Origin of the sequence: Nostoc sp. UHCC 0870, from assembly GCF_022063185.1 — a bacterium.
Taxonomy (GTDB): Bacteria; Cyanobacteriota; Cyanobacteriia; order Cyanobacteriales; family Nostocaceae; genus Trichormus.
Genome location: NZ_CP091915.1, coordinates 89,034 through 114,237 on the forward strand (window position 1 = coordinate 89,034; position 25,204 = coordinate 114,237).

A 25,204-nucleotide genomic window follows, 5' to 3' on the forward strand; every position below is an offset into this window, starting at 1 on the left:
TTTATAGTTGCAAATAATCCTGGCTCAAACCGATGATTGCAGGTTGGTTGCAGATAATCCTGGCTCAGTTGCAAATAATCCTGGCTGAAGCGTAATTATAGTTGCATTTAATCCTGGTTTGTAAATGTCATGATTGCAGGTTTGAGCGATTAGCATTGCAGGTCGCTACATATAACGGAGATAAGCGGATAATGCGCCGTAAATTAACAGAAATTGCAGTACCTGTAATGCCTCTTACATGGGCTACTTGGTGTGATGTCGTCAATATTAAATCTGGACAGTTAGCACTGCGTTTGACTCCCAATGGTAAACCCAGAGCAGGGTTAAACAATGGGAATCATTTACAACTACATCAACAACAGGGTATTTGGGCTTATGTCACCGTGATTAATGGGCCTAATAAAAAAGTTGAGGGTTTGAAGGGTTGGGTTAATTCCAATTATCTTTCTTGCACCAAAGAACCAATTGATTAATCTGAAAATCCCTTTGTTCTAATAAGCGATCGCCTCTTCCACCCCATTCTTAGAGAAAATCTACCAAACAATGATCTACTGGCTATTTCAAGGCAACCCAAAGTATTACCGCATCATTGAAGGTATCCGCAACTCCCTTGCAGATGTCTTGGCTTTTCACACGCTACGAAAAAGACATGGCTGCTGGTGACGGGGTGCTGATCTGGAAATCTGAAGATCAGGCTCAGATATAAGCGATGGGGTTACGCCCCGCCTTTTTGCGATCGCCCAAATCATTGAACCACCCAAGATGATCGCTAGTCCGCCTGATATTAGCTATTGGATTGATACCAGTTGTGTTGGTGTTAATCCCTGTGCCAAAATTCGATTTACTAGCAAACTGACTACACATCAGTTAACAGTCTGGCTTTTCTGAGAATAAAATTCAACACTGTTTCTTCTGAAGAGATAATATCGGCTCTACCTTCCATACCAGATTGAATCACACATTGACGATCGCCTGCTGTTAACACTTTTGTTTCTGGTTGGATGGTAACTTGGTAAGTGCCTGTGCTTCCACCTTGATCTTCGGTTGAGATGGTGTCTGGGGAAATGGCTTGCACTTTGGCTTTTAGAGTACCGTATTCGGTGTAAGGACAGCTAGAAAGACGTACTTGTACTTGTTGTCCTTTCTCTACTTTCCGAATATCTTGATTACCAACTAGTGCTTTAATCACTAAAGGTGAGTGACTGGGTGCTATTTGCGCTATCGTATCCCCAGAACGCACGATTTGGGCATTATTTCGCAGTTTCAATTCCTGAATTATACCTGATGCTGTAGCACGAATGACTGTATTGGCAATATCGCGGTTAATTTGCATCAGGTCTTGACGATTACTACTGGCTTGCTTTTGAATTTCCAGTTTTTGTTGAATGAGTTGTTGTCGTTCTTGATTGAATTTCGCCAAACTAATTCTACTGCTAGCTGTTTCGCTGGCAATTCTTTCTTGGGTGATTGTGACATCTGCGTTACTAGGATTTAAGCCTGTATAGGCGGCTTTGAGTCTTGCTGCGGCTGCGGCTATGGCTTGTTGTTGTTGTAGGATGCTTTGTTGACGTTCTTCTACGGTGGCTTGTTGTGCTGCTAGCAGTTGTTGTTGTTGTTCTACCGCTAACTGTACTTCTTGAAATTGATCCTGGGAAAGTGAACCGGATTGTACTAAGGGTTGATATCTATCTCTTTTCGCTTTAGCGGCTTTTAAAGAAGCTAAATTAGATTTTAGAGAAGCTTCGGCAGATTTTAACTGTGCTTGGCTTTTTTGTAACTCTTTTTGTGCTTGCTGGAGATTGGCTTTAGCTTCATCAACTTGGGTGACGGAAGTTACTTCTCTGTCTTGCAAGTCTCTGCGGTTGCGGTTGAGTTCGGCTTGAATGGATGCAATATTGCGATCGCTTCGGGATTGTTCGGCGGTAATTTGCTGATCTAAAGCTATAATTTGAGCGTCTATTTGTGATATTTGCAGTCTAGTTTGCTGAATGTTAATTAATAATTGCTGTTTTTGCGTTTGTAGTCTGCGATCGTCAATGACGGCAATGATATCACCTTGATTCACTCTTTGATTAACTTCTACGGTAATATCTTTAACCGTACCCTCGATGGGAGATTGTACAAGACGCAGTTCTCCGCTAGGACGAATCGTCGCTGGGGCTTTAATTGTGACTTTGTACTTGAGTACACCTGCTAAAGCAATAGTAACAGCAAAAATCCCCAGAAGTACCACACCGCCTAAAGTTGTCCATTGACTAATCGGTGGTAGAAACTCGTTAGGAGTAGCGAGGTGTAGAGAATCTGGATTAGTGATTTTCTGGGGATGATTGGGAGAATCAGCAGGCGAAACTAAATTTACATCAGCCATAATAAGTAATTATTGTGTCAAGCACCAGATTGAGATAGTAACACTTGTGCGATCGCTTGAGAAATTGGGAAACCAGGACAACGTTCCAACCAAAAGAATTCTCCCACGGGGTTAACTTCTAAAAATACATGACGCTCATCAGGAGTTAAAATCACATCAATTGCCCCATAATTTAACCCAAAGTAAGCCATTAAATTCAGCAACTTTTCTTCCACATCTTGGGGTAAATTATAGGGTTTCCAAGCATCAAGTAAAGCCACTCCTTGTTTACGCCAATCGTATTGTGCTTGATTCAAAGCTTGGGAATCAACCGCCGCCGCAAATACCTGTTTACCTACGATAGTAATCCGCAATTCTAAGGCTTTAGCTACCTTTTCTTGAAAAGTCATCGGACAAAAACGTAAGCCTTCTAAATTATCTAAATCTGCGGCTGAGATTGGATTAGTAAATACGACCTGTTCTCTTCCTTGTTCATCATAAATCGCAAAGGAAGAAAGCATTTTGCTAATCATATCTTGCGGACATTCTTGGGCAAATTGTTTCACCGCTATGGGGTTATTCGTCGTCAATGTGCGTGGTGTATCTAAGCCAATTTCTCTGGCTACTTGCAGTTGTAATTGTTTATTATCAGCACGACGAATATGAGGTAAAGGATCAAGGTGAAAGCCTTTAATACTAGCAATCATTCCTTGAACAGTGACGCGAGACTCTTGGATAGAAGCTTGTCGTAATTGTTTATCCATTGTGTTGGGAATCTTTGCACCTATGGCGATGCGTCGATACCAAACCGCCGAGACTTCGTTTAAATCGAGTGTTTGCTCATCAGCAGTGAAAATACATTTTTCACCATTACCATAATAAACATCTAACTGCACTTCTGTCGGAAATCTATCTGTGTCAAAGCGAAAGGCTTTACCGCCTTGTGCTTTGATTGCTTGCATTACGAGAGAAATACTCTCATTATCTTGACTATGGGTGATAATTAATACGCTCATAATTATATTGAAAAATTACTCACTAAAGTTTCTGCGATCGCATCTGCAATGGGATAATCTAAATCTCTCTCCAACATTCCCCATTCACCATTAGGATTCACCTCTAAAAAAATGTGTTCTCCATCTGGTGTGACAATAAAATCAAACGCACCAAATTTTAACTCTAAACGTTCCATGAATTCCCTAAGACGATGAATTATTTCCTCTGGTAATTCATAAATTTTCCATGTACAATCTCTTGGAGTATTACGTCGCCAATCTTGAGTAGAATCAGCATAAATCGACGCATCTAAAGCCCCAACAAATAGCTTACCATCTACATAAATAGCTCGCAATTCTTTAAGTTTGGGTATCTGTTCTTGAAATACCATTGGACAATAGCGCAAACTCTCAGCGTCTTCTAAATCTGCTGCTTTGACGACACTAGTGTACATAAAAAAATTCGAGCCTTCCATCCCATAAGAAAGTGGACGCAGCATTTTAGTAATCATTTTCTCATCAACTTGCCCAAAAAAATCTCTAGCGGCTTGAGCATCATTAGTCACTAGAGTTTTCGGGATTAAAAGCCCAACTTCCCTCGCTACCCGCAATTGATATAATTTATTTTCCGCCGCATGAATTTTTGCTAATTTATCTAGCCAGAAAGCCTGTTTAAGACTATCCCAAAAACCTGCTAGCACAGCCGACGATTCATTTATACAAGCTGCACGAAATTTTGGTGCTAAATCTGGACTGAAATTTGCTTCCCAAATGCGTCTAATCCATACAGATTTGACCTGTTGACTATCAAATACAATATCGTCGAATTCTACCCTGTGATGATTTCCGTCATTATTTAAATAGGCATTAATTTTAATATTCATAGGAAATTTATCAGTGTCCAAGCGTATTGTCTGGACACCACGTTTCAATAGTGATCCTATCACTCTATCAATAGTGAAATAATCGCCACTGTGGGTAATCAATAAAACGATATCTTGTTTAAAACTCATAAAACATATATTTTTTGACGCAAATGGAAACTATATAATCTATGGGGAAAACCAATGTTTGCAGTATATCAGTAGTTTTAAGCATACTCAGCAATTAAGAGAAAATATTGTCATATTCGGCAAGATATATGAGCTATTTTCAAACAATATTTTACTAAGTACCTAGGGTTTTTCAAAGTATATTCAACTAAATTTAGAGGTTGTTTAAAAGTGTAAGAGAGAAGGTTAGTGTAGGATAAAAATACATGAAACATCATTCATGACTGTTCAAAAATTATTTTAAGAATAAACCAACCTTGATATAAGGTTGGTGATGCAAATGATATCCATTGAGGAATACTTATTTTTACATCCAACAGCTTGCTAAATTCCTCATTAAATTATTCGATAGCAGCAACATCATCATCACCGTCAGAGGGGAATTTAAGAGTGACTACTATATCTTCCTTATCAGAAGGATATTTTTTAGTTACGACTCCGTCTTCTCTATCAGAAGGGAATTTAAGAGTGACGGCTATATCTTCCTTATCAGAAGGATATTTTTTAGTTGCGAATCTTAAACCGCCGTTAAATGCTTCTGATTCCTCATCAGACATTTCTTCAGCATTTTGCCCTTCTAAAAATCGAGCAAAAAATGGTACTGTTTCAGAATTTAAATTCTCTGGTTGATTTTCAGGCATAAAACCTCCGATATTGTTGCGGATAAAACATATATCCGTTTTTTAGTATTACACTTTTTCTTAAAAAAGCAATCTTCTAAACCTTAACCTTTAGTTAACTTTAGATGGCTTTTCATCAGATAAATAATTTTATTCCGCACAAACATTTCGACCATTAACTATCAATAGTCAATAGCCAAATAAAATTAATCTCTGACATTTTTATAGACACTCAATTAGTGTCATTAATGATAATATCAGAGCCAATATCAAGATTTATGCAAATCCAACAATAAAAATAATTTATCTAAAATGACTAAAAAATTAAAAACCAATAACTTTATTTCATGAGACAGGACAATATTTTCCTAAGTCACGGTTAACCATTGTTTAGATAAAAAAACGTTATATATTTAAAAACACTATCATTGCCGAATTCTCTCATTGATTACCAATGAAATATAAAATTGTCTTGCAACGCAGCGAGGAAGATTGCGGTGCGGCGTGCATTGCAACTATTGCTAAACATTACGGACGTAATTTTGCTCTCAACCGTGTCAGAGAAGCCGTCGGTACAGGAGTGCAAGGTACAACTCTTGTAGGTTTAAGACGCGGTGCGGAAACCCTGGGATTTCATGCGCGCCAAGTCAGAGCGACCCCACAGTTAATTGAGAAACTCCACGAAGCACCTCTACCGGCAATTATTCATTGGAAAGGCTACCATTGGGTAGTTTTATACGGACAAAAAGGTAAAAAATACGTCATCGCCGATCCTGGTGTGGGAGTTCGTTACATTAGCCGAGAAGAATTAGCTAGAGATTGGCTAAATTACGTCATGCTGTTACTAGCACCAGATGAAGTGCGTTTTTATCAGCAACCATCAGAAACTTTCAATGGTTTTAGTCGATTTGTGGCGCGTGTATTACCCCATCGTCAGATTTTAACTGAAGCATTTCTAATTAACCTAGCAATGGGAATTTTATCATTAACCACACCTTTTCTCATTCAAATTTTAACTGATGACGTATTAGTGAGAAGAGATACCCAACTGTTAACCACAGTTGTGATTGGTGTGATGGCAATGAATCTATTTAGTAGTACCTTAAAACTTGTGCAATCTAATTTAATTGCCCATTTTGCTCAACGCTTAGAATTAAGTCTAACTCTGGAGTTTGGCAGACAGATTTTACGTCTACCTTTAACTTATTATGAAACCCATAGGAGTGGTGAAATTGTCAGCAGGTTGCGAGATATTGAAGAAATTAATCAATTAGTTTCCCAAATTGTTATTAGTCTGCCCAGTCAGATATTTATTGCTGTAATTTCGATTATTTTTATGGGGTTCTATAGCTTTAAATTGTTGATTCTGTCGGTATTTATAGCTATGATTATGTCTACATCAACAATTGTTTTTCTACCTACCCTCCAAAGAAAAATTCGGGATCTTTTAGTTGGTCAGGCTGACAATCAGGGAATGTTAGTAGAGACTTTTAAAGGCATACTAACTTTAAAAACTAATAATACTGCTCCCCAGGCTTGGGAAGAAATTCAAAGCCGCTTTGGTAATCTAGCCAATTTAAGTTTTACCACTGTACAAATTGGGATTATTAATAATGTATTTTCTGGCTTGGTTTCGGCTTTTGGTAATTTAGCTATTCTCTGGTTTGGTAGTAGTTTGGTGATTAGTCAAGAATTAACTATTGGGCAATTGTTAGCATTTAATGCTATGAATGCCAGCTTCAACGGTTTTTTTACTAGTTTAATTGCCTTGGTGGATGAATTTGCTATAGTCCAAACTGCGACACAGCGCATTACAGAAATTATTGATACTACACCAGAAGAGCCAAATGAAAATCATAAACCTTGGGCAGTAATTCCAGGTGATATTGATATTAATTGCACTAATATTAACTTTCATCATCCAGGTAGATCAGATTTATTAAAAGATTTCTCTTTAGTTATTCCTGGCGGTAACGTTACGGCTTTGATTGGTAAATCTGGTTGTGGCAAAAGTACCTTAGCAAAACTGATTGCTGGTTTATATCCTCTCCAATCAGGCAATATTAGATTTGGGATATATAACCAAAATGATTTGTCTTTAGAATGTCGGCGACAACAAGTAATTTTAGTACCTCAAGAAGCACATTTTTGGAGTCGCTCAATTTTAGATAATTTTCGCTTTTGTTATCCCCAAGCGACGTTTGAACAGATTGTACAGGCTTGTAAGATGGCTAGTGCTGATGAATTTATTCAAGAGTTACCAGATAATTATCAAACTGTTTTAGGGGAATTTGGTGTGAATATATCTGGGGGACAAAAACAAAGATTAGCTTTAGCTAGAGCTATTGTCATAGAACCACCAATTCTAATTTTAGATGAATCTACAAGTGCCTTAGATCCCATCTTAGAAGCGCAAGTATTAGATAAACTATTACATTATCGTCAAGGTAAAACGACAATTATTATTAGCCATCGTCCCAGGGTAATTTTACGGGCAAATTTTATTGTTCTTTTAGATAAAGGGGGTTTGAAAATACAAGGCTCTCCAGAAGAACTGCAAAATCTAACTGGAGAACATCTAGACTTTTTAAATCCTTAGTCTTTATCGGTGTTTTAAGTAGGTGGGCATGAAAACTTTGGCTCTCTCAGAGTAGTTATGCTAAAATAGCATAAATAAATTCAGTATATTCCAATAAAAATTGCCATCGTTGCCTCTAGTGAAAATAGTCTATTGATATAGTGCTACGGAGATTCACAAGATGTCAAAAAACAGCCAGAGCAATTCTAAAGGTAACGTAAAGCAAGAAGACTCTGTTGGTAAGTGCATCCTTAAAGCACTTACCGAAAGTGAAATTTCCCAGCTAATCGATGAATTATTTGCAGTTTTATCCGACGAACAGCGAGAAAGTGCCTTGGCTCAACTATCAGGAGATACTCAAGAGACTTTAAATCAAATCATCGCTCCACCTCAAACAGTAGAACAGGAAAAAATAAGCAAAGCACAACCAGCTTCTTTAGCGAAATTAGCTCAAAGTTGGTCGGAATTATGGGGAGAATGGAATCAAATTATTTGGCAAGCATCCCAGGAAGAGGGGAAATATATAGTCCAAGAAGTAAGCTGGGAAGAACCTTATTTTGATGATTGTACTTTCGTCGAAGATTTAGAAGCAGTTGCACAAAAGATGAAGCCATTGGTAAAAATAGCTTTTGAGAATGGCTTTAGTAATGATGATGGTTTTGCAGCCAGTTTGTTGTCAGCAGAAAGCGAAATCGCTGATGGTATACCCGACTGGATGGAAATTGCTAATGGTATTCATGTGGAAGGAGCTACAACAAGCTGCTTGTTGGAGTGGGAATGGTTGTTAGTGCAGTCACAAGGACAAGATGGGTTTAAATTAGCTCAAAAAATTAGAGAATGGGAAGAAAAGTTTTCTAACACTAGTTTAGATGATGATACTGTAATCGATTTCTTCTCTAATTTACCGGATGTGCAAAAAAAATTAGTTTTAGATGGGATGACAGCTAATCGAGAGGTTCAAGAGTGGAAGTATGACCTAGAGAATACTCACTCTTGTTGGCATATACTCTACATGGAACTAATGCAGCAATTTGCAACACCAGAGGTATATTTGAGCAATCTTCGGGCGACTATTTCCCAGCAATGGCAAAATGGTTTACCTGTAATTGAGGATTTGTTGACTAAACAGGAATATCGAGAAAGTCTGATAGTAATTCAAGAGACTTTGGATGCCTTATTAAAAAACAAACAAGATAAAAATCCTTGGACACCAGAAAATTCGCTACTATTTGTAACATTGGGTGGATTTTCTTACGATCCTGGAAATGGTGAAAAGCAAAAAACTTTACTTCGCTATTACCAGCAAGCTGTTCGAGAATTGGGAGAAATAGAACGGGCAAATGCTCTAGAAATTCAGCAGATTACTTTTGAATGTTGTTACGACTGGTCGAGAATGTTCAAAGCTTTTGCTGAGATACCAGTTAGTAAAAATACTCAGCAAGCCTTATTTACTTCTTGGCGTGAATCGATAATTAAACGTGGTACACCTTACAGATACTCAGATTTTTATACAAATATAAAAACCGTAGATACCTGGTGGTTACATTGGTTACTCGATAGTATTACGACTGAAGAAAAAGGACATATTTGGTTTAGGCAACAAATTATCGAGTGGTTAGAGAATTTACCTGGAGATCCGGCACAACTAGGTAGGGAGTACAATGTAATACATTTGTTAACAAGAGATTTGACCCAAATAAAGTACCAGGGAAAATCCCCATTACCTAAATTTTATGAAGTTGTGATTCAATCTAATCAACTATCAACACCGGATGATATTTCTAGGAGAATGTACCTCCAAGAATATGCACCCCCCGATTTGTGGGAAAGAGTAATGGCTTATTGGCAAGCAAACTTACACAATTTCGTACCATTACCAGAAGCATCCCAAAACTCAGATTATACGAAAAATGCACAATGGATGTCTGCCTTGAAAGAGTTAGCACCAGAGAATTATCAGAGCTTGTTATCCCAATGGAAAGTCCAGCACAAGCGACGATCTAATTTGTGGAAGGCGATGAAAAATTTGGGGTTGACATAGGGCATGGGGCTGGCTGTGAGAGTTGACTATGTTGATTCGAGAAGGCGACGATGAGATAGTAAAATATGCGATGAGCTTATACCCCGCAGTAGGCGATCACCAAGCCGATCAACGCTGTACGATGATCTAAGCGAAAAAAAGTTCAGTCTGCAAACAAGTTGTGATTAACCTACGCTCCGCCACCTTAGCCGATTTGAATTTGTTGCGACACTGGGATGAGCAACCTCATGTGATTTCCTCAGATCCTAATGATGACTGGGGTTGGGAGGTAGAACTTGCTCGTTCTCCCGATTGGAGAGAGCAATTGATTGCGGAAATTGATGGTCGCCCCATCGGATTTATCCAGATCATTGATCCTGCACGCGAGGATAGCCATTACTGGGGTGATGTTGAGGCAAATCTTCGTGCAATTGATATCTGGATTGGTGAAGAGATTGATTTAGGTAAAGGCTATGGAACACAAATGATGCGGCTTGCACTTGCTCGATGTTTTGCTGATCCACTTGTGACAGCTATACTTGTTGATCCGCTAGCCAGCAATACCCGTGTTCATCGCTTTTATGAACGCCTTGGCTTCAAATTCATCGAGCATCGCTGTTTCGGTGACGATGAGTGCTTTGTTCATCGCCTAAACCAAGAAGATTGGCACTGCGAAAGTGAAGTGTATGTCTAGATCAATTTCTCGCACTCGTTGAATGGTCAGTTGATTTTCCCAATCATCCAGCGCGATCGCTTGATGAAATGTTATCGAAAAATTGGGTTTTAAACTTCGTCCTTATTCGGCAACCTCAGTAACCATCTAGGGCGGCTTTTGGTACAATATGGGATGTGGAAGGGTAATTAACCACCTGTGATCGCCATTTCTAGATGCTGGTTTATCATTGGTCGTTATTAGACAGATATTTCTGCCTGTACTATTTTGCAGTCTTTTTGAGAGATCAAATATGATTCCTATAGAAAATAGTTGTTGTATGTGAATAATACTTTTGCAGTTATATTTTTCTTTAAAAAGCTGTTTCTTAAACCCTGCTTTAATAAATGATTATCTTCAGATAATGCCCGTATGTTAATCAGTAGGCAACGAAATATCTGTATTAGTTTTGCAATTTTTTAGAGAAGAGAAAATGAAAAACTTTAGCAGTTTGATGATTGTCGGAGCAATATTGTCGATAAGTGCGCCGGCATTAGCTGAAAGCCGTGCGGTTAATGTCAGTATTGGCAGTATTGGTGGTGCATTAGATAATGCTGTTTTGCAAACAGTTCGCCAAGTGATCGGGTTTGCGGTTGGGACTGGTACTGTCGATAAATTTATTGTATATAGCCCAAGAGAAGGTGGTCCTATTCCGAAAGAAGGTGGGTTATCTGCTTGCGCTGAAGTTGGGTTCGGCGTAACTAATGCCAAATTTAAAGCTTTTGTTCAGCAGTTGCGTTCAATTACACCCCGCTCAGGAACTTTCTTAAATGTAGAACTTACTGCAAGCTGTAGACTCAACTAAAAATGTTGGTAATTAACCCTGTTGTGTCACTTTTGAAAAACCATTATCCAAGCCTGATTCTGAAACTGAGAGAGATGGGATTGTTTCAATTTGGTACAAAAGGGTTAAACTGCTGGAGTTAAAAACTTAAGACTCCGTAATAATACTACCTAAGTGCTTGAGAATTCTTAAAACTCCAGATAAATTGTTGAGATATTGCGATCGCGTGGAAAATAGATCAGAAGTGCCATACTGTTTAGCCAAGGTTTTGACAAACAAAAAGCTGCTACCGTTGGTGATCATGCCGTACAAAGGTTGTTCTGGGTGGGGATGAACAGCCATGTAAGCTAATGTCTGGGGAATTGCTAATTCTAAATCAAAGATTGTCTTTTTTGACTCAATGAGGACAATCCACAATCTACCTTGCAAAACTAAGACATCAATTCTTCCTCGTAAAATCTCCTGATTATCTCCCTGTGCTTCAATCTCAACGGATACCTCGGTTTGAAATCTGTAAGGTGCTTGATAAAAACCTGCAAGTTCCAGTAATGGTGAAAGGACGACCATTTTAACAGTTTCTTCTAAAAGATTGCCATAGGAGATTTGATAGAGATAATTTTGTCTAACTTGTGCCAATCTTGTTTGCTCTGCTTCACTTAATGCAGGTAAATCAGCCATCCATTCGGTAAAAAATTGACTATCTTCACTAAGTGTTAAACCTAGTTTTTCTTTGACTTGGCGGAGAGTAGTAATTTTTTCTGCAATGGCTATGCTTGTGGTCATGGTGGAATTTGCACTACTTGCTTAATATTAGGATAATTGAGAAATCTATGGTATTTCAAGAATAATGTGTGACCCTGGAGGTACATCTGATGATTTTCGGCAATCTGTTAGAGCAATTGCTGCTATGGGAAAACTGAAAACAAGACCCTGTGCTGGAAATGTGGTGTTTGTTTTGCGTAGATTATCAGATTGAATTCTCAGCCAGCAGTCTAAAATAGAATAGACATCTCCGAAAACAGTCAAAGCCTTTGTTTGGCTAGGCTGTAGCCACTAAATGCAATCATCTTAAATTAGCTATTCTGTACGATGAAATAAGACTTTGAGATATTTGCTGTTGATAATTAGGCAAAAATATCTAGTTATATGCGATAATTTTAACCTGATGATATAGCTGATATTTCTAATGGTAATATTAGCCCTCGAATCCGTAACCTTACTAGCCCACAAATCGTCAAAATTACTTGCTTATATTTGCGGGTATTTAACCTAAATCTCTCTTGGACAACTCGAAAGATTTTGACTGACCGTATTCGATGTTCAACAAAGATTCGTTTAGATGAAAATATTTTGTTCTGTTCTTTCTGTTCAGTTGTTAGTTCTTGATTTCTTGGTTTCTTAATTGGAGTTGTAATTAAATCTTCTCCAAGATATGCCTTATCTCCTTTAAATCTTTGTTTGGCATCAAACTCTGAACGATATTCTCGGAACAAAGTTATATCGCTTTTTGGACCAGGTTCACCTGCCACAACATCAACGATATCACTAGCATCAGGTAAAATAATCATTTGAGTTTTAAATGTATGATTACTCTTCTTACCTGAAAAATATTTCTTTTGTTCATCATTGTCTCTAGGTCTTTCTCTGACTTGTTCATAGCTATCTACTATTAATTCATATTCTGTGAGCATTTCTTTTACTACTTCATAGTCAGAAGCGTTTTTTTTTTACTTGTTCAAGCAAACTTGATGGCAGTAATTCTCGCAAGTTAGGCAACCAATAGTTAAACGTATCGTTGGCTGTAGACTCACTTACTTCAAACTGAATACCTAGAAGTTGAAAGGTTGTCAGATGTCGGAGATACACTAAAGTTAAAATGATTTGTTCAGAAATAGATAATTTTGGTTTCCGACCTCCTCCACCAGCAATAATTCTCACTTTCTTAGATTCCAGTAAAGCTTTTTTTTCATGATATAATCTTTCCCCATTTATGATTAATTGTTGTAACTGTTCATATTCCAGACCTATTAACCTTTGGGTTTGTTTAGGATTCTCTTCAATGTAATTCAGTATATTGCTCATGCTTCTGTGTCAAAATAACGCTTTAATGTTCTTTTATCACAGAATAATACTATTTTGGAGATGTCTTAAGGATAACCTTGAATCCCAGTATGCAGAGTACGCATTGTACGAACTGTTTAAGCAGATATTTCAAGGTCGATTCTATGAAGTTCCACTAGGGACATTCGAGCAGATGACAGGACTATCACTCACATCCCAGGAAGGGGGCATGAAAATAGACCTCCCACCCTTGCGACAGTTTCTTAATAGACTGCTGGCTTTAAGGATTGGGATGCAAAACGTGATTTTCGAGCGTTTCGAGTTGTTGCTTTCTCAACAAATTGAAACTGCGATCGCAAATGGTATTTTTGAAGTTGGTGTAGAAACTCTTCGGGCTGAACGGTTTACCATTGATAGCCAGGAATCGGTTTATACACATCCTCAAACTGGTAGCGTGACCAATTACTTGAAGATAGAACGCACTCAAAAGAACAACATCAGAACTGCTGATGAAATGCTTGAGTTTGTTGACAAGTATCAGGGGCAATTTCTGATCAACTCCAAGTCTGGGAATGCAGCCGTATCAATTCCTACTCATAGCATATTTGACTCTGATGGTGGCGTTGTTCCACGAGTTCTGCTTGTGCGACCACAGAAAGAGACTCGCGTACCTGTTAATAAGCTCTCATCTTCCACTTGGCAGCAGGTTGCGGCTGATGCATTTGTTGCGGCGTGGTCGAAGGAGGTAGACGAACTGCCCAGATTCACTACTGATTATCTTCACCTTGTGACAGGCATACTGCTACCAATCTGGAAAATTCTGCCGCAGAAGAATAGCCGGGTCTTTCGGTTGCAAACTTCGGATGGACAGAAGATTCTTGGTCGGATGGTTCAAGCAGTAGATATCCAATCTGTGGCTGAACAATTGGGTATGAAGAACAAGCTGTTGAGTCCAGAGGAATTGGTTTCATTGGTGCTGAACGAAGGGTACTCTCAGCAGTTGCCCGGTGGCGTAACTTTGCGACGTTCTTATATTGCTGGTGAGCCACGTCTAGAAATAGTCGATGCCCTTCCACTGGCTGATCAGCTTGTGGCTGTTGGATGTTTCACCGAAATTATTCAATGGCGCAAGCGGGTGTTTGTACCAACTGGAGAGCGTGCTGCTGGTGTGCTGGCGACAGTAATTGGGATTCTGGGCTAATGTGATAAGGCGGTGGGTTTTCCTGCCGCTTTATTTTTTTAAAATTCTGGTGTGCAGTTGCACTTTTTGTAAATCTTATTATTAGCCGCAAGCGTCCCGAGGGGAGAAATGTTGAAGTCGTAGATGGGTATCCGCCGAGATAACGGCAAAATGGGACACGTTGTAAAGTTATGTAAATCTAGATACCGAAAACCTTGACTTACCGTTGTTTTAGCCTCAAGCATTACTTAACTATTTTAGTCAGGTCATATTTTCTGTTTCTCCTCTGCGCCCCTGCTCCCCTGCTGACTTAGTGATGGTATATTTTTTTAGTTGGAAGTTCCTTTCCTCTCATCGTTTCGCCTTCGGATAAAACAAATATGTCACCCACTCACTCAGTGGGTTTTCATGTTCTGCCAAAGAGTTATCGCCTTGACAAATAAATGTCACAAAGTAATATAGTTGCTCTTGCGTGTGGACAAACTTACCGTATTCTATCTGCCGAGTTATTTCCACAGAAGTAACCTTGTCTAAGGGTGGGAGAGGGGAAAGTTTTAAGCTCACACTTAATGGAGGTGATTCAACGAGGTCTTTAATCCCTCTATCTACTATGAGTGAAATTACCCACTCCTGACCCCACGGGTGTGGATCGAGCGAAATAATTTGTAGGCAAGGGGTGTTTTTATCGACCCAATACCATGCACCCTGATTAAAAGATTGAACAGGGATGTAATTGTCTTGGGGTGGCAATTTTCCTATAAATTTGAGAAAATCTGTATCTTGGCGATCGGTTAGGTTCATTGCGATAATCCCTGAAGACAGTACTTAGTATTTTTCAAAGCTTTGATATTGCAAACTGCCGACGCTCTCTACGTTCCCTGCGGGACGCTTACGCGTAGCTTGCTTCCCCGGAGGGGTACGCGCAGCGTGTCGCAGACAGACGCTAAAAGCGTAGCAAGATCCCCTGTAAGGGTACGCAGACTCGCTCTAAGCGTTGGCACAGCCTCTCTAAGAGGGTGTTTATAAAATAATTCTTAAGCGGTTGAGCGACTATGATTACGGGCTAATCGACGTAACATTAAATGCGTCATAGCGGCGTATATCATGGTTTCACTTGTTTGGGGATGATACTCGTAATCTTTACTGAGACGACGATAACGACCTAACCATGCAAGTGTACGTTCCACAACCCAACGTCGAGGTAATACTTTAAAGCCTGAAGTGTCATCAGAGCGTTTAACAATCTCAATTGCACAGCCAATAAAATACCTGACCCAATCAACTAGTTTTCCAGCATATCCAGCATCTGCCCAAATTAAATGCAGTTTGGGGAATGAGTATTGAATTTTATCTAGTACCAGTTTTGCTCCGTCACGGTCTTGAATTGAAGCTGTATGTACAACAACCATCAAAATTAAACCCATCGTATCAACAAGGATATGGCGTTTGCGACCATTAATCTTTTTTCCGGCATCATAGCCCTTCACCCCTCCTTTCTCAGTTGTTTTCACTGTTTGTGAGTCTATAATTCCTGCGGATGGTTCTACATCTCGTCCTTCGAGTTGCCTGAGTTGCGCTCGCAGAACTGAATGAATTTTTTGCCATGTACCTTTGCGCTGCCAACGTTGAAAATATGAGTATACAGTTTGCCATGCTGGTAAATCGTGAGGCATCATTCGCCATGAGCAGCCAGCGCGCAAGATGTAAAAAATCGCATTTACCACTTCCCGCATCTCGATTTCACGCTTTTTTCCACGTTTGTGCTTACGTTCTGCTGGAATCATTGATTTAATAGACATCTCCAAAATAGTATTATTCTGTGATAAAAGAACATTAAAGCGTTATTTTGACACAGAAGCATGAGCAATATACTGAATTACATTGAAGAGAATCCTAAACAAACCCAAAGGTTAATAGGTCTGGAATATGAACAGTTACAACAATTAATCATAAATGGGGAAAGATTATATCATGAAAAAAAAGCTTTACTGGAATCTAAGAAAGTGAGAATTATTGCTGGTGGAGGAGGTCGGAAACCAAAATTATCTATTTCTGAACATATCATTTTAACTTTAGTGTATCTCCGACATCTGACAACCTTTCAACTTCTAGGTATTCAGTTTGAAGTAAGTGAGTCTACAGCCAACGATACGTTTAACTATTGGTTGCCTAACTTGCGAGAATTACTGCCATCAAGTTTGCTTGAACAAGTAAAAAAAAACGCTTCTGACTATGAAGTAGTAAAAGAAATGCTCACAGAATATGAATTAATAGTAGATAGCTATGAACAAGTCAGAGAAAGACCTAGAGACAATGATGAACAAAAGAAATATTTTTCAGGTAAGAAGAGTAATCATACATTTAAAACTCAAATGATTATTTTACCTGATGCTAGTGATATCGTTGATGTTGTGGCAGGTGAACCTGGTCCAAAAAGCGATATAACTTTGTTCCGAGAATATCGTTCAGAGTTTGATGCCAAACAAAGATTTAAAGGAGATAAGGCATATCTTGGAGAAGATTTAATTACAACTCCAATTAAGAAACCAAGAAATCAAGAACTAACAACTGAACAGAAAGAACAGAACAAAATATTTTCATCTAAACGAATCTTTGTTGAACATCGAATACGGTCAGTCAAAATCTTTCGAGTTGTCCAAGAGAGATTTAGGTTAAATACCCGCAAATATAAGCAAGTAATTTTGACGATTTGTGGGCTAGTAAGGTTACGGATTCGAGGGCTAATATTACCATTAGAAATATCAGCTATATCATCAGGTTAAAATTATCGCATATAACTAGATATTTTTGCCTAATTATCAACAGCAAATATCTCAAAGTCTTATTTCATCGTACAGAATAGCTAATTTAAGATGATTGCATTTAGTGGCTACAGCCTAGCCAAACAAAGGCTTTGACTGTTTTCGGAGATGTCTAATACATAGAAGCCCGCAACTCCATCTTCATAAGGTCTTTGCAGAATTGATTCCACAGGTGAATATGTATGAAAACCCCACAGTCTCGTCAGTCTCGCTCCCAAACGCATCTTAACGCCAAAGCGATCGCTAATCCAGCACGCCGCAAACTTTATGCTCACCAAGCGAAACCTCATGGTGGCAACTCCAATCCCAACCAACCAGAAAGAAAGAGACTGAACCGAATGGCACGCTTGATCAGGCAAGAAGCAAAAAGAAATAAAAGCCCTAACAGATTGCAGCACAAGCTTTGAAAACATAAATAATTGATGGATAAATTTCCTGTAGAGACGGCGATTTATCGCATCTCTCTAACCGTCAAGATGAATTTGGTAACGATTTATATCGTAATGAATCAATTCACTCAAGAAATCAAGCTATAGCCCCTCAGAGTAGTTAACGAGGAGAGTTATCTGAAATCTTGTCCAACAACATTGCCTGATTGACTAACTTTCAGAAAAAGAGCGCAATGAATTGATGAGTATCAGCAATGAACTTGTCAGTGTGTCAAGCAGGCAGGAAATTCCAGTTCAACCGCTTTAATTCTAGCTACTCTCAACTTATCGGAAGGAACATCTAATGAAACGCATAATCGCTATCCTGATGCTTGCTCTTCCCCTTGGAGTCTTGGCAAAATCTGCCTCAGCCGCAGAGTTCAATGTTAATGATAGGCAGAATTCAACTCGTTCCGGTGTCGTCGAGGTAGGCCGGGTTGCACCAGATCGATTGGCTCAAACCCAGCGCGAACAAACTCGGCGCAATACTACACGCCGTGTCTGGGTGGCAGGACATTACCAACCTCGGCGATGGGTGCCAGGACATTACCAACCTCGGCGATGGGTGCCAGGACATTACCAATCTCGGCGATGGGTGGCAGGACATTACCAATCTCGGCGATGGGTGGCAGGACATTACCAATCTCGGCGATGGGTGCCAGGACACTGGGTAAACCGTCGCGTTTAGCATCATGCGCTTGAAAGGTTGGATTGGGCGATCGCTTTCCCATTTACGCCAAGTCTATCGCAGAATCAGTAAATGCAGTAGCAGCGATCGCAGGTATCGTAAACTAAAAATAAGCGGTCTATGAGGTAAAATGCAGATCGAGTAAAAAGTCATTTTTCCTTTAAACAATTACAATCCAAAAATAGTATGAGTGAATTAGTTGTAGTCAATTTCGATGACAAATATAAAGCAGATGAAGTACTTTTAGAACTACTCAAACTTGAGCGAGAAAACTTAGCAGATTTGAAAGATGCAGTTGTGATTACCAAAAATGCAGATGGTAAGATTAGGGTTAAACCATATCACGATTTGGTTGAACCTGGAGACCTGAGTAATGAACTCTGGGGTGGAATCATTAGCGCAGTTTTCTTTCATCGCACTTTTACTATTAAAGAGGGTACATTTGATAGTAGTTTTTTAACAGAAATTGAAGAATCTTTAAAACCAAATTCTTCATCATTGTTTGTTCTAATTTCCTCCGTTAATCTAGAGAAAATAATTGCAGAATTTAATCGTTTTGGAGGAAAGTTAATTAGAACAAGTTTTTCTCAAGACAAAATTGAGAACTTGCAAAAAACTCTTAGTCCTGCTTAGAGGTTGTTTGAAAAGTTGACAATTGATTAAAAAAATATCTGTGATTTTACTCCTTGCATGACCAAACTGTGAACCATAGCGTGACCAAAAGTTAACGTAATTTCAAGGTTTTTAGCCAATCAAAAACCTAACTTTATGAATCAAATTATGTCCGCGTGTTTTAAATGCGAACCATAATGCAACCAAAAGTTTTATTTTTTGACTTGGTAAAAAATGCAGAGCAAGACACACTAATTTAACCCTTAAATTTTAAACTTTCGGTCAAAATTTGGTTCAAAATGCCCACAATATGGTTCAAAAATATGTTTAGCCAAAAATTGAGTGATAAAGCGATCGCCTGAAATCTGAATTTTTATTTCTCTCTCATCGCGGTACGGTACAAATGAACTATAAGACCATGTTCCTTGCTGTAATTAAGTTTTGAGTTTTTTGAACTCCATTTATAGCTTTGAACTATATGTTGTCCTAGTACAGAGTGAAGTATTTCGTGACCGTTTGGCTAAATTATCGTTCAAATCACAATATCTCAGGGTATAACCTGTAGATATGTAGATACAGCACAGCAGCATTAAAAGCTGTGATTATTAGTAAAGCATACTGAACTGTATTTAGTTATAGGGGTAAAGCTATAAAAAATACCTTTACCCGTTATTGTATCCTCAAAATTTTTATTGCTTTTGATTACAATTTATATCGTAATCAATTAATTCATGCAGTAAATCAAACGGTACTCGTCCAAAGTAGTGGAACAGTATAAAAAACGAGATGATTTAATGACTATGATGTTAAGTATCTTCATTTTGAACCTATTTATAACAGAATATAGGAGCGTAATGGAGTCATGGAAGAAAAATCGATCGCAACTCTGCCAGCTAATTCACTCCCTCTAGATCATCGGGGAGTAGAAACTCTTTCTGTGCTAGATATGGGTTTCCTGATAGTAGTCAGCGCTATGATTATTTCGGTGATCGCTACTTTAATTTATGCCTTCATTCCTAAGCGGGTGCAGCAGTATTTATTTAGCCTCAAATTGCCTCACAAAGCCAAGTGTCCTCACTGTCGATATTTTAGTCATAATTCATATCTCAAATGCACCGTCCATCCATCAACTGTGCTAACCGATCAAGCCATTAATTGTTTAGATTACAGTCCACATAATCAGGTGAAACTAGTTGAAGAAGATTAGAGAAGATTGTTGAAGATAATTCCCTCTGCCTCTTCGGTCAAGTATTGCCTAATTTAACTGGCGAGATTGGAAAATAAAATTAGGAGTCTTAACCATGAGCTGGAAGCAGTTGACAATCGTGTTTATCTCTACGATAGTATTTCTGTTTGCCGGAAATGCGATCGCACAGACTGATCTAAATATTAATAATACCAATCTGATTCGATTGGGCGGAAATGTCACGGTTGTAGAAAAACAAGTTGTAGAAAATGCTATTGCCATTGGTGGTTCGGCGATCGTCCAACCCAATGGACGGGTGACACAAACTGCGATCGCTATCGGTGGAAATATCATTCTCAAGCAAGGCGCACGGGTAGATGGCGATGCCTATGCGATCGGTGGCAAAGTCGTATTAGCAGAAGGAGCCACAATTGGCGGCTCAAACAGCACATTCAACGGTCAATATAATCAACGAGGCATGACGGGAATTTACCGTCATCGAGATCGATTTTTGCCGATGTATTTCTTTCAGGCTGTTTTTCGGATTTTCTCTGAGATCGTCGGTGCAATTCTGGGCATAATTTTATTACAAACCGCACCACCTTTTCTGCCGAATTTAGCAGCTACCGTGCGTCAATATCCCGGTAAAAGCGCCTTATGGGGAATTGGGGCAATGTTTACCTTATTTGCCCTTAACATTTTTTTAGCAATCACCCTAATTGGTATTCCATTGATTCCACTCCTGATGTTGATGGTGAGTCTGACATCATTGGTTGGGGCATTGGGAATTTCACTATTCATCGGTCAACAAGTGGTAAAAAGCGATTTTCTTACAGAGAGGCTACACCAACGGCAAAGCAGCTTGCAGCAGTTCTTGATTGGGTTGCTGATTGTCACAGTACTTGCGCTGATTCCATTTGTGGGCGGGATTGTAGTGTTTGTTGTGAGTCTGTTGGGCTTGGGATCGCTCCTTAGCTGGCAATTTGGTAAGACACAACCCCCGGTTTTGGGGTAACTGACGCTCCACATCCTGTAGATGGATGAGATATTACGGCGATTAAGTAACAGTTACTTAAATCAGCTTTGCAGCATCTCATCGCCACTGAATTATTTTTTATCGTTTCAACTAGTAGTACGCCAAGTCAACAATGCTTGGTTTGTAGTGAGAGCTTCACCGCTCAAATCAAAGACTAAAGTCCTTAGTACGAACTTATTCACCCATCACCGTTAGTGTGGTGGACTACTAGTAGTCTGTCAAGCCAAAAATGCTTACGTAAACTAAGTTTTAGAATCTTTCTCTCTGTGTTCTCTGTGCCTCTGTGGTTCGTTATTAAATTGTTAATACAGTCTTTTGAGGGTTATTTAATGACAATTTCTACTCTAGAGCATAATCAGGAAGAAGATACTTTTGACTACCTTGCATTAGACCTATCTAATCCTTGTGTCTTATTAAATACGCTGCAAAAATTGCGTCAGGTGGTTGTTCAAGAAGGGCAAGACATTTTTTACCAGTGGCGTTCGCGCCAGCGTTGCGGAGCAATCTCGCGCATTCAACGACAAGAGTTTCTCAGCAGTGGACTCAATCTTGCCCATTACATGGCTCTACGAAGACATGACCTACGTCCTCTGCAAGCTACCTTAATCCCCTGGGGCTTATCTTCTTTGGGTCGTTTGGAAGCGCGAGTCATGCCGAATTTAGATGCGGTGATTGCCACTCTGGGGGCAATCTGTCAGGTAAGTTCGGCTAGTTTGCCGATTCGTCCTTCTATTGGGGCATTTCTGGAGGGCGATCGCCTACTTCACCAACATACCGAAGATGTGTTTGGTCAGACTTTAGCTCATCGCCGGGTCAGAATCATGGTGACATTGCCAATGGAAGCCGCCAGCCATTACGAATTTGTCCGGGATCTGCTTCAGCGAGGGACTAACTGTGTACGCATTAACTGTGCCCACGATCACGCTAACCTTTGGGAAGCGATGATTGGCAATGTCCGTCTGGCAGAGAAAGAAACCGGAAATTCCTGCAAAGTCTTAATGGATCTGGCAGGGCCGAAGCCCCGGATTGGCTTAGTAATGACACCTAATCAGAAACACCGCATCTTTCAAGGGGAATGTCTTGTCTTAACCCGTGATATGCCTAGTATGACAAATGCTAAGTGTTTCCAGGCAAATTGTACTCTCCCTGGAGTACTCGATCAATTGCAGGTGGGCGCAACTGCCTGGATTGATGATGGTCGTATTGGAGCGCGTGTAGAATCTCTTACGGATCAGGGTGTTATTTTACGCATCACCCATGCGAGTTTAAAGGGTAGTAAACTTCTGCCAGACAAGGGGCTTAACTTCCCCGATACAGATTTGCAACTTAGCCCACTTACTGATAAAGATCGAGAGGATTTAGATTTTGTTGCCACCCATGCCGATATTGTGGGCTATTCTTTTGTGCAATCTGCGAATGATATTAAACTGCTCCAGCAAGAGTTAGCAAATCGGATGCCTCAAAAGAGTGAAATTGCCATTGTTGCTAAGATTGAAACACCCCAAGCCGTCAGTAATTTACCTGAGTTGATTGTGCAAGCAGCAGGTCAACAACCCTTTGCGGTGATGATTGCTAGAGGCGATTTGGCCATCGCAATTGGGTATCAACGACTGGCTGAAATGCAAGAAGAAATTCTCTGGCTCTGTGAGGCGGCTCATATCCCGGTGATTTGGGCAACTCAGGTGCTAGAAAATCTGGTGAAGAAAGGCATTCCCTCACGAGCAGAAATGACGGATGCAGCAATGGCAGAGCGGGCTGAGTGCGTCATGCTCAACAAGGGCCCGTTTGTTGCTGAAGCCGTGACGATTTTGGATGATGTCTTGACTCGGATGCAGACGCATCAATTAAAGAAAACACCTCAACTCCGGGCGCTCCACTCCTGGTAAGTGCATAAGGTCAAACAATTTTGGATTTTAGATTGACCAAATAATTACTAATTCGTAATTCGTAATTAAAGAGGGTACAAGCCCCCACTGATTGTAACTACGAATTATGTTGACGATCGCTTACTAAGTTATTGCAGCAGTAAAAATGTTTGAAACCCTCTTTACGCCTAATCCCAGTGTTGAAAATAAAGTCAGCATCCGTCCTCGCAAAGGTGTCATTATTGGTGCTGGACAAGTAGGGATGGCATGTGCCTATTCGATGATGATCCAAAACTGTTTTGATGAGTTAATTCTTCAAGATATTCAGACAGAGCGGCTTCAGGGAGAGGTCATGGATCTAAGGCATGGCATTCCTTTTGTCGAACCTGTTGAGATTAAAGCTGGCACAGTTGCCGATGTCGGAGAGAATGCAGACCTGGTAATTATTACTGCTGGAGCCAGTCAGAAGCCGGGAGAGAGCCGCCTCGACTTGGTTGTACGCAACGTTGCCATCTTTAAGAGCTTGATTGCAGATGTCGTCAAATATTGCCCCAATGCTATCTTGCTGATTGTCAGCAATCCCGTAGACATTATGACTTATGTGACACTAAAGCTCTCCGCTTTTCCTGCTGCTAGGGTAATTGGCTCTGGAACGGTGCTTGACTCTGCCCGTTTTCGTACCCTGCTGGCGCAGAAAATGGGCATTGATTCACGCAGTGTTCATGCTTACATCATTGGTGAACATGGCGACAGTGAAGTGCCCGTTTGGAGCAAGGTGAATATTGCCGGAATGCCTCTCTATGACCGAGAGGGTAATTCGGCAGTAGATAAGGCTGCACAAGAGATTTTTGAGCGCGTTAAAAACGCTGGCTACGAAATCATCAAACGCAAAGGGTGTACTTCCTACGCCATTGGATTGGCAACGACTGAAATTGTCCAAGCCATTCTGCGTGGACAGGAGCGTATTCTTACAGTTAGCTCCCTGGTGAATGACTTCTATGGCATTAGCGATGTTTGTCTCAGCCTACCCTCTGTCGTCAATGAAAAAGGTGTCATTAAGAGGGTCAACTTTACTCTCAACGACATGGAGCAACAACAGCTTATTCATTCTGCACAGATTCTGCGTGACATTTTTGACACCCTGGAACTCTAGAACCACGCGATCTGCTTGCAGCAGCGCTTCGCTATCGCATACCGAAGCAGTACACAATGGCTAAATTAATTTTGATCCGTCACGGACAGAGCCTTTGGAATGCAGAGAATAAATTTACAGGATGGGTTGATGTTCCTTTAGGCGAACAGGGACGAGCAGAGGCAACGATCGCCTCCTGTAGACTGAAGCATTATCGAGTCAGAGTTTGCTTTACCAGTATGCTGTTTCGAGCTATTGAAACAGCAATTATTATCTTAACAGAAGTCGATGATATTTGCGACGGGAGAATTCCAATCATCAAGCATCAAGCCTGGCATGGTTGGGATAAATACAAGGGTAGCCCCGAACGGGAACTGCCAGTTTATCCCACAGCTATGCTGGATGAACGGTACTATGGTGAACTGCAAGGTTTGAATAAAGCTGAAACCGCCATAAAATTTGGACAAGAACAGGTGCAACTCTGGCGACGATCCTATGCTGTGCCTCCACCAGGGGGCGAAAGTTTGGCAGATACGGTGAAGCGCACTGTTCCATTCTTTTGCGATCGCATTTTGCCGCAGTTAATCACAGGAGATAACGTCTTGATTGCAGCACATGGAAACTCACTTCGTGCCATCATTAAGCACCTGGAAAACCTATCCGAAGGGGAGATTGTCAATGTTGAGTTAGGAACAGCAATTCCAATTATCTATGATATTGATGCTCATGGTCAGACCACTAACAAAATCATTTTGAATTGAGATCGAGGCTGACTATAGTGATAATACAGATTTAGTATTTATATTCGGATAATTCAGTAACTACTTCCAAATTTTTGTATTGCTTTTTATACTACAAAATGACGTGCGGAATGTGGGTTAAATACTTAGCCTCGGCGAGGGTATGGGAAATTGTTCTGGGGTGGATGCTTGAGATTAAGTATTGCTACAAGCTTGAAATGTATAAAATAAGTTTATAGTGTTTGAGTTATTACAAAAGTTAATATATTTAACAGGATCTCACTAGAGCTAGAGTATTTTTTCTTAATTCTTAATTGTGTATATCCTTAACCAAGGAGAGAGTGAT

The 25,204-nt window shown here is 39.9% G+C and carries 26 protein-coding genes; 15 read left to right on the forward strand and 11 right to left on the reverse strand.

What is annotated here, in order from left to right; translation table 11 throughout:
• Positions 1-24: 24 nt before the first annotated feature.
• Positions 25-156: a hypothetical protein gene (locus L6494_RS30930; protein WP_269139265.1), complete on the reverse strand. Its 132-nt coding sequence runs from the start codon at positions 154-156 to the stop codon at positions 25-27.
• A 35-nt stretch (positions 157-191) separates the two neighbouring features.
• Between L6494_RS30930 and L6494_RS28730 the strand changes: the two genes are divergently transcribed.
• The gene (locus L6494_RS28730) at positions 192-473 is read left to right on the forward strand and encodes a hypothetical protein (protein ID WP_237996964.1); all 282 of its coding nucleotides are present in this window, start codon (positions 192-194) and stop codon (positions 471-473) included.
• Positions 474-696: 223 nt separating this feature from the next.
• Here L6494_RS28730 and L6494_RS28735 read toward each other — a convergent pair whose 3' ends face one another.
• The 5 genes from L6494_RS28735 to L6494_RS28755 form a co-directional block, all read right to left on the reverse strand.
• A complete protein-coding gene (locus L6494_RS28735) occupies positions 697-864 on the reverse strand; it encodes a hypothetical protein (protein ID WP_237996966.1) in 168 nt (55 codons plus the stop codon).
• A complete protein-coding gene (locus L6494_RS28740; protein WP_237996968.1) occupies positions 857-2,368 on the reverse strand; it encodes an HlyD family efflux transporter periplasmic adaptor subunit in 1,512 nt (503 codons plus the stop codon). Before L6494_RS28740 ends, L6494_RS28735 begins: the two co-directional genes overlap by 8 nt.
• Positions 2,369-2,385: 17 nt before the next feature.
• A complete protein-coding gene (locus tag L6494_RS28745) occupies positions 2,386-3,363 on the reverse strand; it encodes an MvdD family ATP-grasp ribosomal peptide maturase (protein ID WP_237996978.1) in 978 nt (325 codons plus the stop codon).
• 2 nt (positions 3,364-3,365) lie between these two features.
• Complete coding sequence (locus L6494_RS28750) at positions 3,366-4,355, reverse strand: MvdC family ATP-grasp ribosomal peptide maturase (RefSeq protein WP_237996989.1); 990 nt, start codon at positions 4,353-4,355, stop codon at positions 3,366-3,368.
• A gap of 380 nt (positions 4,356-4,735) precedes the next feature.
• Positions 4,736-5,035, reverse strand: a complete 300-nt coding sequence (locus L6494_RS28755) for a microviridin/marinostatin family tricyclic proteinase inhibitor (RefSeq protein WP_237996999.1) — start codon at positions 5,033-5,035, stop codon at positions 4,736-4,738.
• 433 nt (positions 5,036-5,468) lie between these two features.
• Between L6494_RS28755 and L6494_RS28760 the strand changes: the two genes are divergently transcribed.
• The 4 genes from L6494_RS28760 to L6494_RS28775 all read left to right on the forward strand — a co-directional run bounded on the left by L6494_RS28760 (position 5,469) and on the right by L6494_RS28775 (position 11,129).
• Positions 5,469-7,613 carry a peptidase domain-containing ABC transporter gene (locus tag L6494_RS28760; protein ID WP_237997001.1) on the forward strand — a complete coding sequence of 715 codons (2,145 nt, stop codon included), beginning with the start codon at positions 5,469-5,471 and terminating at the stop codon, positions 7,611-7,613.
• A 160-nt stretch (positions 7,614-7,773) separates the two neighbouring features.
• Positions 7,774-9,633, forward strand: a complete 1,860-nt coding sequence (locus tag L6494_RS28765; protein ID WP_237997004.1) for a hypothetical protein — start codon at positions 7,774-7,776, stop codon at positions 9,631-9,633.
• A gap of 160 nt (positions 9,634-9,793) precedes the next feature.
• The gene (locus L6494_RS28770) at positions 9,794-10,306 is read left to right on the forward strand and encodes a GNAT family N-acetyltransferase (protein WP_237997006.1); all 513 of its coding nucleotides are present in this window, start codon (positions 9,794-9,796) and stop codon (positions 10,304-10,306) included.
• Between the two features lie 451 nt (positions 10,307-10,757).
• A complete protein-coding gene (locus tag L6494_RS28775) occupies positions 10,758-11,129 on the forward strand; it encodes a hypothetical protein (protein ID WP_237997008.1) in 372 nt (123 codons plus the stop codon).
• A 126-nt stretch (positions 11,130-11,255) separates the two neighbouring features.
• On the opposite strand, the gene L6494_RS28780 is transcribed toward L6494_RS28775, so the two are convergent.
• From L6494_RS28780 to L6494_RS31030, 3 genes are all read right to left on the reverse strand, one after another.
• Entirely contained in the window at positions 11,256-11,891 is a 636-nt protein-coding gene (locus tag L6494_RS28780; RefSeq protein ID WP_237997010.1) for a type I restriction enzyme HsdR N-terminal domain-containing protein, read from the reverse strand.
• 374 nt (positions 11,892-12,265) lie between these two features.
• Positions 12,266-12,799, reverse strand: a complete 534-nt coding sequence (locus L6494_RS31025; protein ID WP_237989127.1) for an HARBI1 family protein — start codon at positions 12,797-12,799, stop codon at positions 12,266-12,268.
• A gap of 19 nt (positions 12,800-12,818) precedes the next feature.
• Positions 12,819-13,190: a helix-turn-helix domain-containing protein gene (locus L6494_RS31030; RefSeq protein ID WP_237989128.1), complete on the reverse strand. Its 372-nt coding sequence runs from the start codon at positions 13,188-13,190 to the stop codon at positions 12,819-12,821.
• A gap of 103 nt (positions 13,191-13,293) precedes the next feature.
• Between L6494_RS31030 and L6494_RS28790 the strand changes: the two genes are divergently transcribed.
• Entirely contained in the window at positions 13,294-14,370 is a 1,077-nt protein-coding gene (locus L6494_RS28790; RefSeq protein ID WP_237997019.1) for a strawberry notch C-terminal domain-containing protein, read from the forward strand.
• 330 nt (positions 14,371-14,700) lie between these two features.
• On the opposite strand, the gene L6494_RS28795 is transcribed toward L6494_RS28790, so the two are convergent.
• Positions 14,701-15,150, reverse strand: a complete 450-nt coding sequence (locus L6494_RS28795) for a hypothetical protein (protein WP_237997021.1) — start codon at positions 15,148-15,150, stop codon at positions 14,701-14,703.
• Between the two features lie 233 nt (positions 15,151-15,383).
• Positions 15,384-16,148, reverse strand: coding sequence for an IS5 family transposase (locus L6494_RS28800; RefSeq protein ID WP_237997023.1), 765 nt, complete (start codon positions 16,146-16,148; stop codon positions 15,384-15,386).
• A 60-nt stretch (positions 16,149-16,208) separates the two neighbouring features.
• On the opposite strand from L6494_RS28800, the gene L6494_RS28805 reads away from it, so the two are divergent.
• The 9 genes from L6494_RS28805 to L6494_RS28845 all read left to right on the forward strand — a co-directional run bounded on the left by L6494_RS28805 (position 16,209) and on the right by L6494_RS28845 (position 24,879).
• Complete coding sequence (locus L6494_RS28805; protein ID WP_237997024.1) at positions 16,209-17,132, forward strand: transposase; 924 nt, start codon at positions 16,209-16,211, stop codon at positions 17,130-17,132.
• A gap of 221 nt (positions 17,133-17,353) precedes the next feature.
• Positions 17,354-17,578 (forward strand): hypothetical protein, encoded by a 225-nt coding sequence (locus L6494_RS28810; RefSeq protein ID WP_237997026.1) that lies wholly within the window; start codon positions 17,354-17,356, stop codon positions 17,576-17,578.
• 325 nt (positions 17,579-17,903) lie between these two features.
• Positions 17,904-18,287: a hypothetical protein gene (locus L6494_RS28815; protein ID WP_237997028.1), complete on the forward strand. Its 384-nt coding sequence runs from the start codon at positions 17,904-17,906 to the stop codon at positions 18,285-18,287.
• A gap of 186 nt (positions 18,288-18,473) precedes the next feature.
• Positions 18,474-18,920: a DUF1269 domain-containing protein gene (locus L6494_RS28820; protein ID WP_237997030.1), complete on the forward strand. Its 447-nt coding sequence runs from the start codon at positions 18,474-18,476 to the stop codon at positions 18,918-18,920.
• A gap of 841 nt (positions 18,921-19,761) precedes the next feature.
• Positions 19,762-20,106, forward strand: a complete 345-nt coding sequence (locus L6494_RS28825) for a hypothetical protein (RefSeq protein ID WP_237997032.1) — start codon at positions 19,762-19,764, stop codon at positions 20,104-20,106.
• Positions 20,107-20,200: 94 nt separating this feature from the next.
• Positions 20,201-21,100 (forward strand): polymer-forming cytoskeletal protein, encoded by a 900-nt coding sequence (locus tag L6494_RS28830; protein ID WP_237997034.1) that lies wholly within the window; start codon positions 20,201-20,203, stop codon positions 21,098-21,100.
• Between the two features lie 350 nt (positions 21,101-21,450).
• Positions 21,451-23,007, forward strand: a complete 1,557-nt coding sequence (locus L6494_RS28835; protein ID WP_237997041.1) for a pyruvate kinase — start codon at positions 21,451-21,453, stop codon at positions 23,005-23,007.
• Positions 23,008-23,152: 145 nt separating this feature from the next.
• Positions 23,153-24,139: an L-lactate dehydrogenase gene (locus tag L6494_RS28840; protein ID WP_237997049.1), complete on the forward strand. Its 987-nt coding sequence runs from the start codon at positions 23,153-23,155 to the stop codon at positions 24,137-24,139.
• Between the two features lie 56 nt (positions 24,140-24,195).
• Complete coding sequence (locus L6494_RS28845) at positions 24,196-24,879, forward strand: 2,3-bisphosphoglycerate-dependent phosphoglycerate mutase (protein WP_237997051.1); 684 nt, start codon at positions 24,196-24,198, stop codon at positions 24,877-24,879.
• Positions 24,880-25,204 lie beyond the last annotated feature (325 nt).

Coding starts and splice junctions, on each gene's coding strand:
- L6494_RS30930 (WP_269139265.1), bottom strand. CDS start 156: ATGCTAATCGCTCAAACCTGCAATCATGACATTTACAAACCAGGATTA.
- L6494_RS28730 (WP_237996964.1), top strand. CDS start 192: ATGCGCCGTAAATTAACAGAAATTGCAGTACCTGTAATGCCTCTTACA.
- L6494_RS28735 (WP_237996966.1), bottom strand. CDS start 864: ATGTGTAGTCAGTTTGCTAGTAAATCGAATTTTGGCACAGGGATTAAC.
- L6494_RS28740 (WP_237996968.1), bottom strand. CDS start 2,368: ATGGCTGATGTAAATTTAGTTTCGCCTGCTGATTCTCCCAATCATCCC.
- L6494_RS28745 (WP_237996978.1), bottom strand. CDS start 3,363: ATGAGCGTATTAATTATCACCCATAGTCAAGATAATGAGAGTATTTCT.
- L6494_RS28750 (WP_237996989.1), bottom strand. CDS start 4,355: ATGAGTTTTAAACAAGATATCGTTTTATTGATTACCCACAGTGGCGAT.
- L6494_RS28755 (WP_237996999.1), bottom strand. CDS start 5,035: ATGCCTGAAAATCAACCAGAGAATTTAAATTCTGAAACAGTACCATTT.
- L6494_RS28760 (WP_237997001.1), top strand. CDS start 5,469: ATGAAATATAAAATTGTCTTGCAACGCAGCGAGGAAGATTGCGGTGCG.
- L6494_RS28765 (WP_237997004.1), top strand. CDS start 7,774: ATGTCAAAAAACAGCCAGAGCAATTCTAAAGGTAACGTAAAGCAAGAA.
- L6494_RS28775 (WP_237997008.1), top strand. CDS start 10,758: ATGAAAAACTTTAGCAGTTTGATGATTGTCGGAGCAATATTGTCGATA.
- L6494_RS28780 (WP_237997010.1), bottom strand. CDS start 11,891: ATGACCACAAGCATAGCCATTGCAGAAAAAATTACTACTCTCCGCCAA.
- L6494_RS31025 (WP_237989127.1), bottom strand. CDS start 12,799: ATGCTCACAGAATATGAATTAATAGTAGATAGCTATGAACAAGTCAGA.
- L6494_RS31030 (WP_237989128.1), bottom strand. CDS start 13,190: ATGAGCAATATACTGAATTACATTGAAGAGAATCCTAAACAAACCCAA.
- L6494_RS28795 (WP_237997021.1), bottom strand. CDS start 15,150: ATGAACCTAACCGATCGCCAAGATACAGATTTTCTCAAATTTATAGGA.
- L6494_RS28800 (WP_237997023.1), bottom strand. CDS start 16,148: ATGTCTATTAAATCAATGATTCCAGCAGAACGTAAGCACAAACGTGGA.
- L6494_RS28805 (WP_237997024.1), top strand. CDS start 16,209: ATGAGCAATATACTGAATTACATTGAAGAGAATCCTAAACAAACCCAA.
- L6494_RS28810 (WP_237997026.1), top strand. CDS start 17,354: ATGAAAACCCCACAGTCTCGTCAGTCTCGCTCCCAAACGCATCTTAAC.
- L6494_RS28815 (WP_237997028.1), top strand. CDS start 17,904: ATGAAACGCATAATCGCTATCCTGATGCTTGCTCTTCCCCTTGGAGTC.
- L6494_RS28820 (WP_237997030.1), top strand. CDS start 18,474: ATGAGTGAATTAGTTGTAGTCAATTTCGATGACAAATATAAAGCAGAT.
- L6494_RS28825 (WP_237997032.1), top strand. CDS start 19,762: ATGGAAGAAAAATCGATCGCAACTCTGCCAGCTAATTCACTCCCTCTA.
- L6494_RS28830 (WP_237997034.1), top strand. CDS start 20,201: ATGAGCTGGAAGCAGTTGACAATCGTGTTTATCTCTACGATAGTATTT.
- L6494_RS28835 (WP_237997041.1), top strand. CDS start 21,451: ATGACAATTTCTACTCTAGAGCATAATCAGGAAGAAGATACTTTTGAC.
- L6494_RS28840 (WP_237997049.1), top strand. CDS start 23,153: ATGTTTGAAACCCTCTTTACGCCTAATCCCAGTGTTGAAAATAAAGTC.
- L6494_RS28845 (WP_237997051.1), top strand. CDS start 24,196: ATGGCTAAATTAATTTTGATCCGTCACGGACAGAGCCTTTGGAATGCA.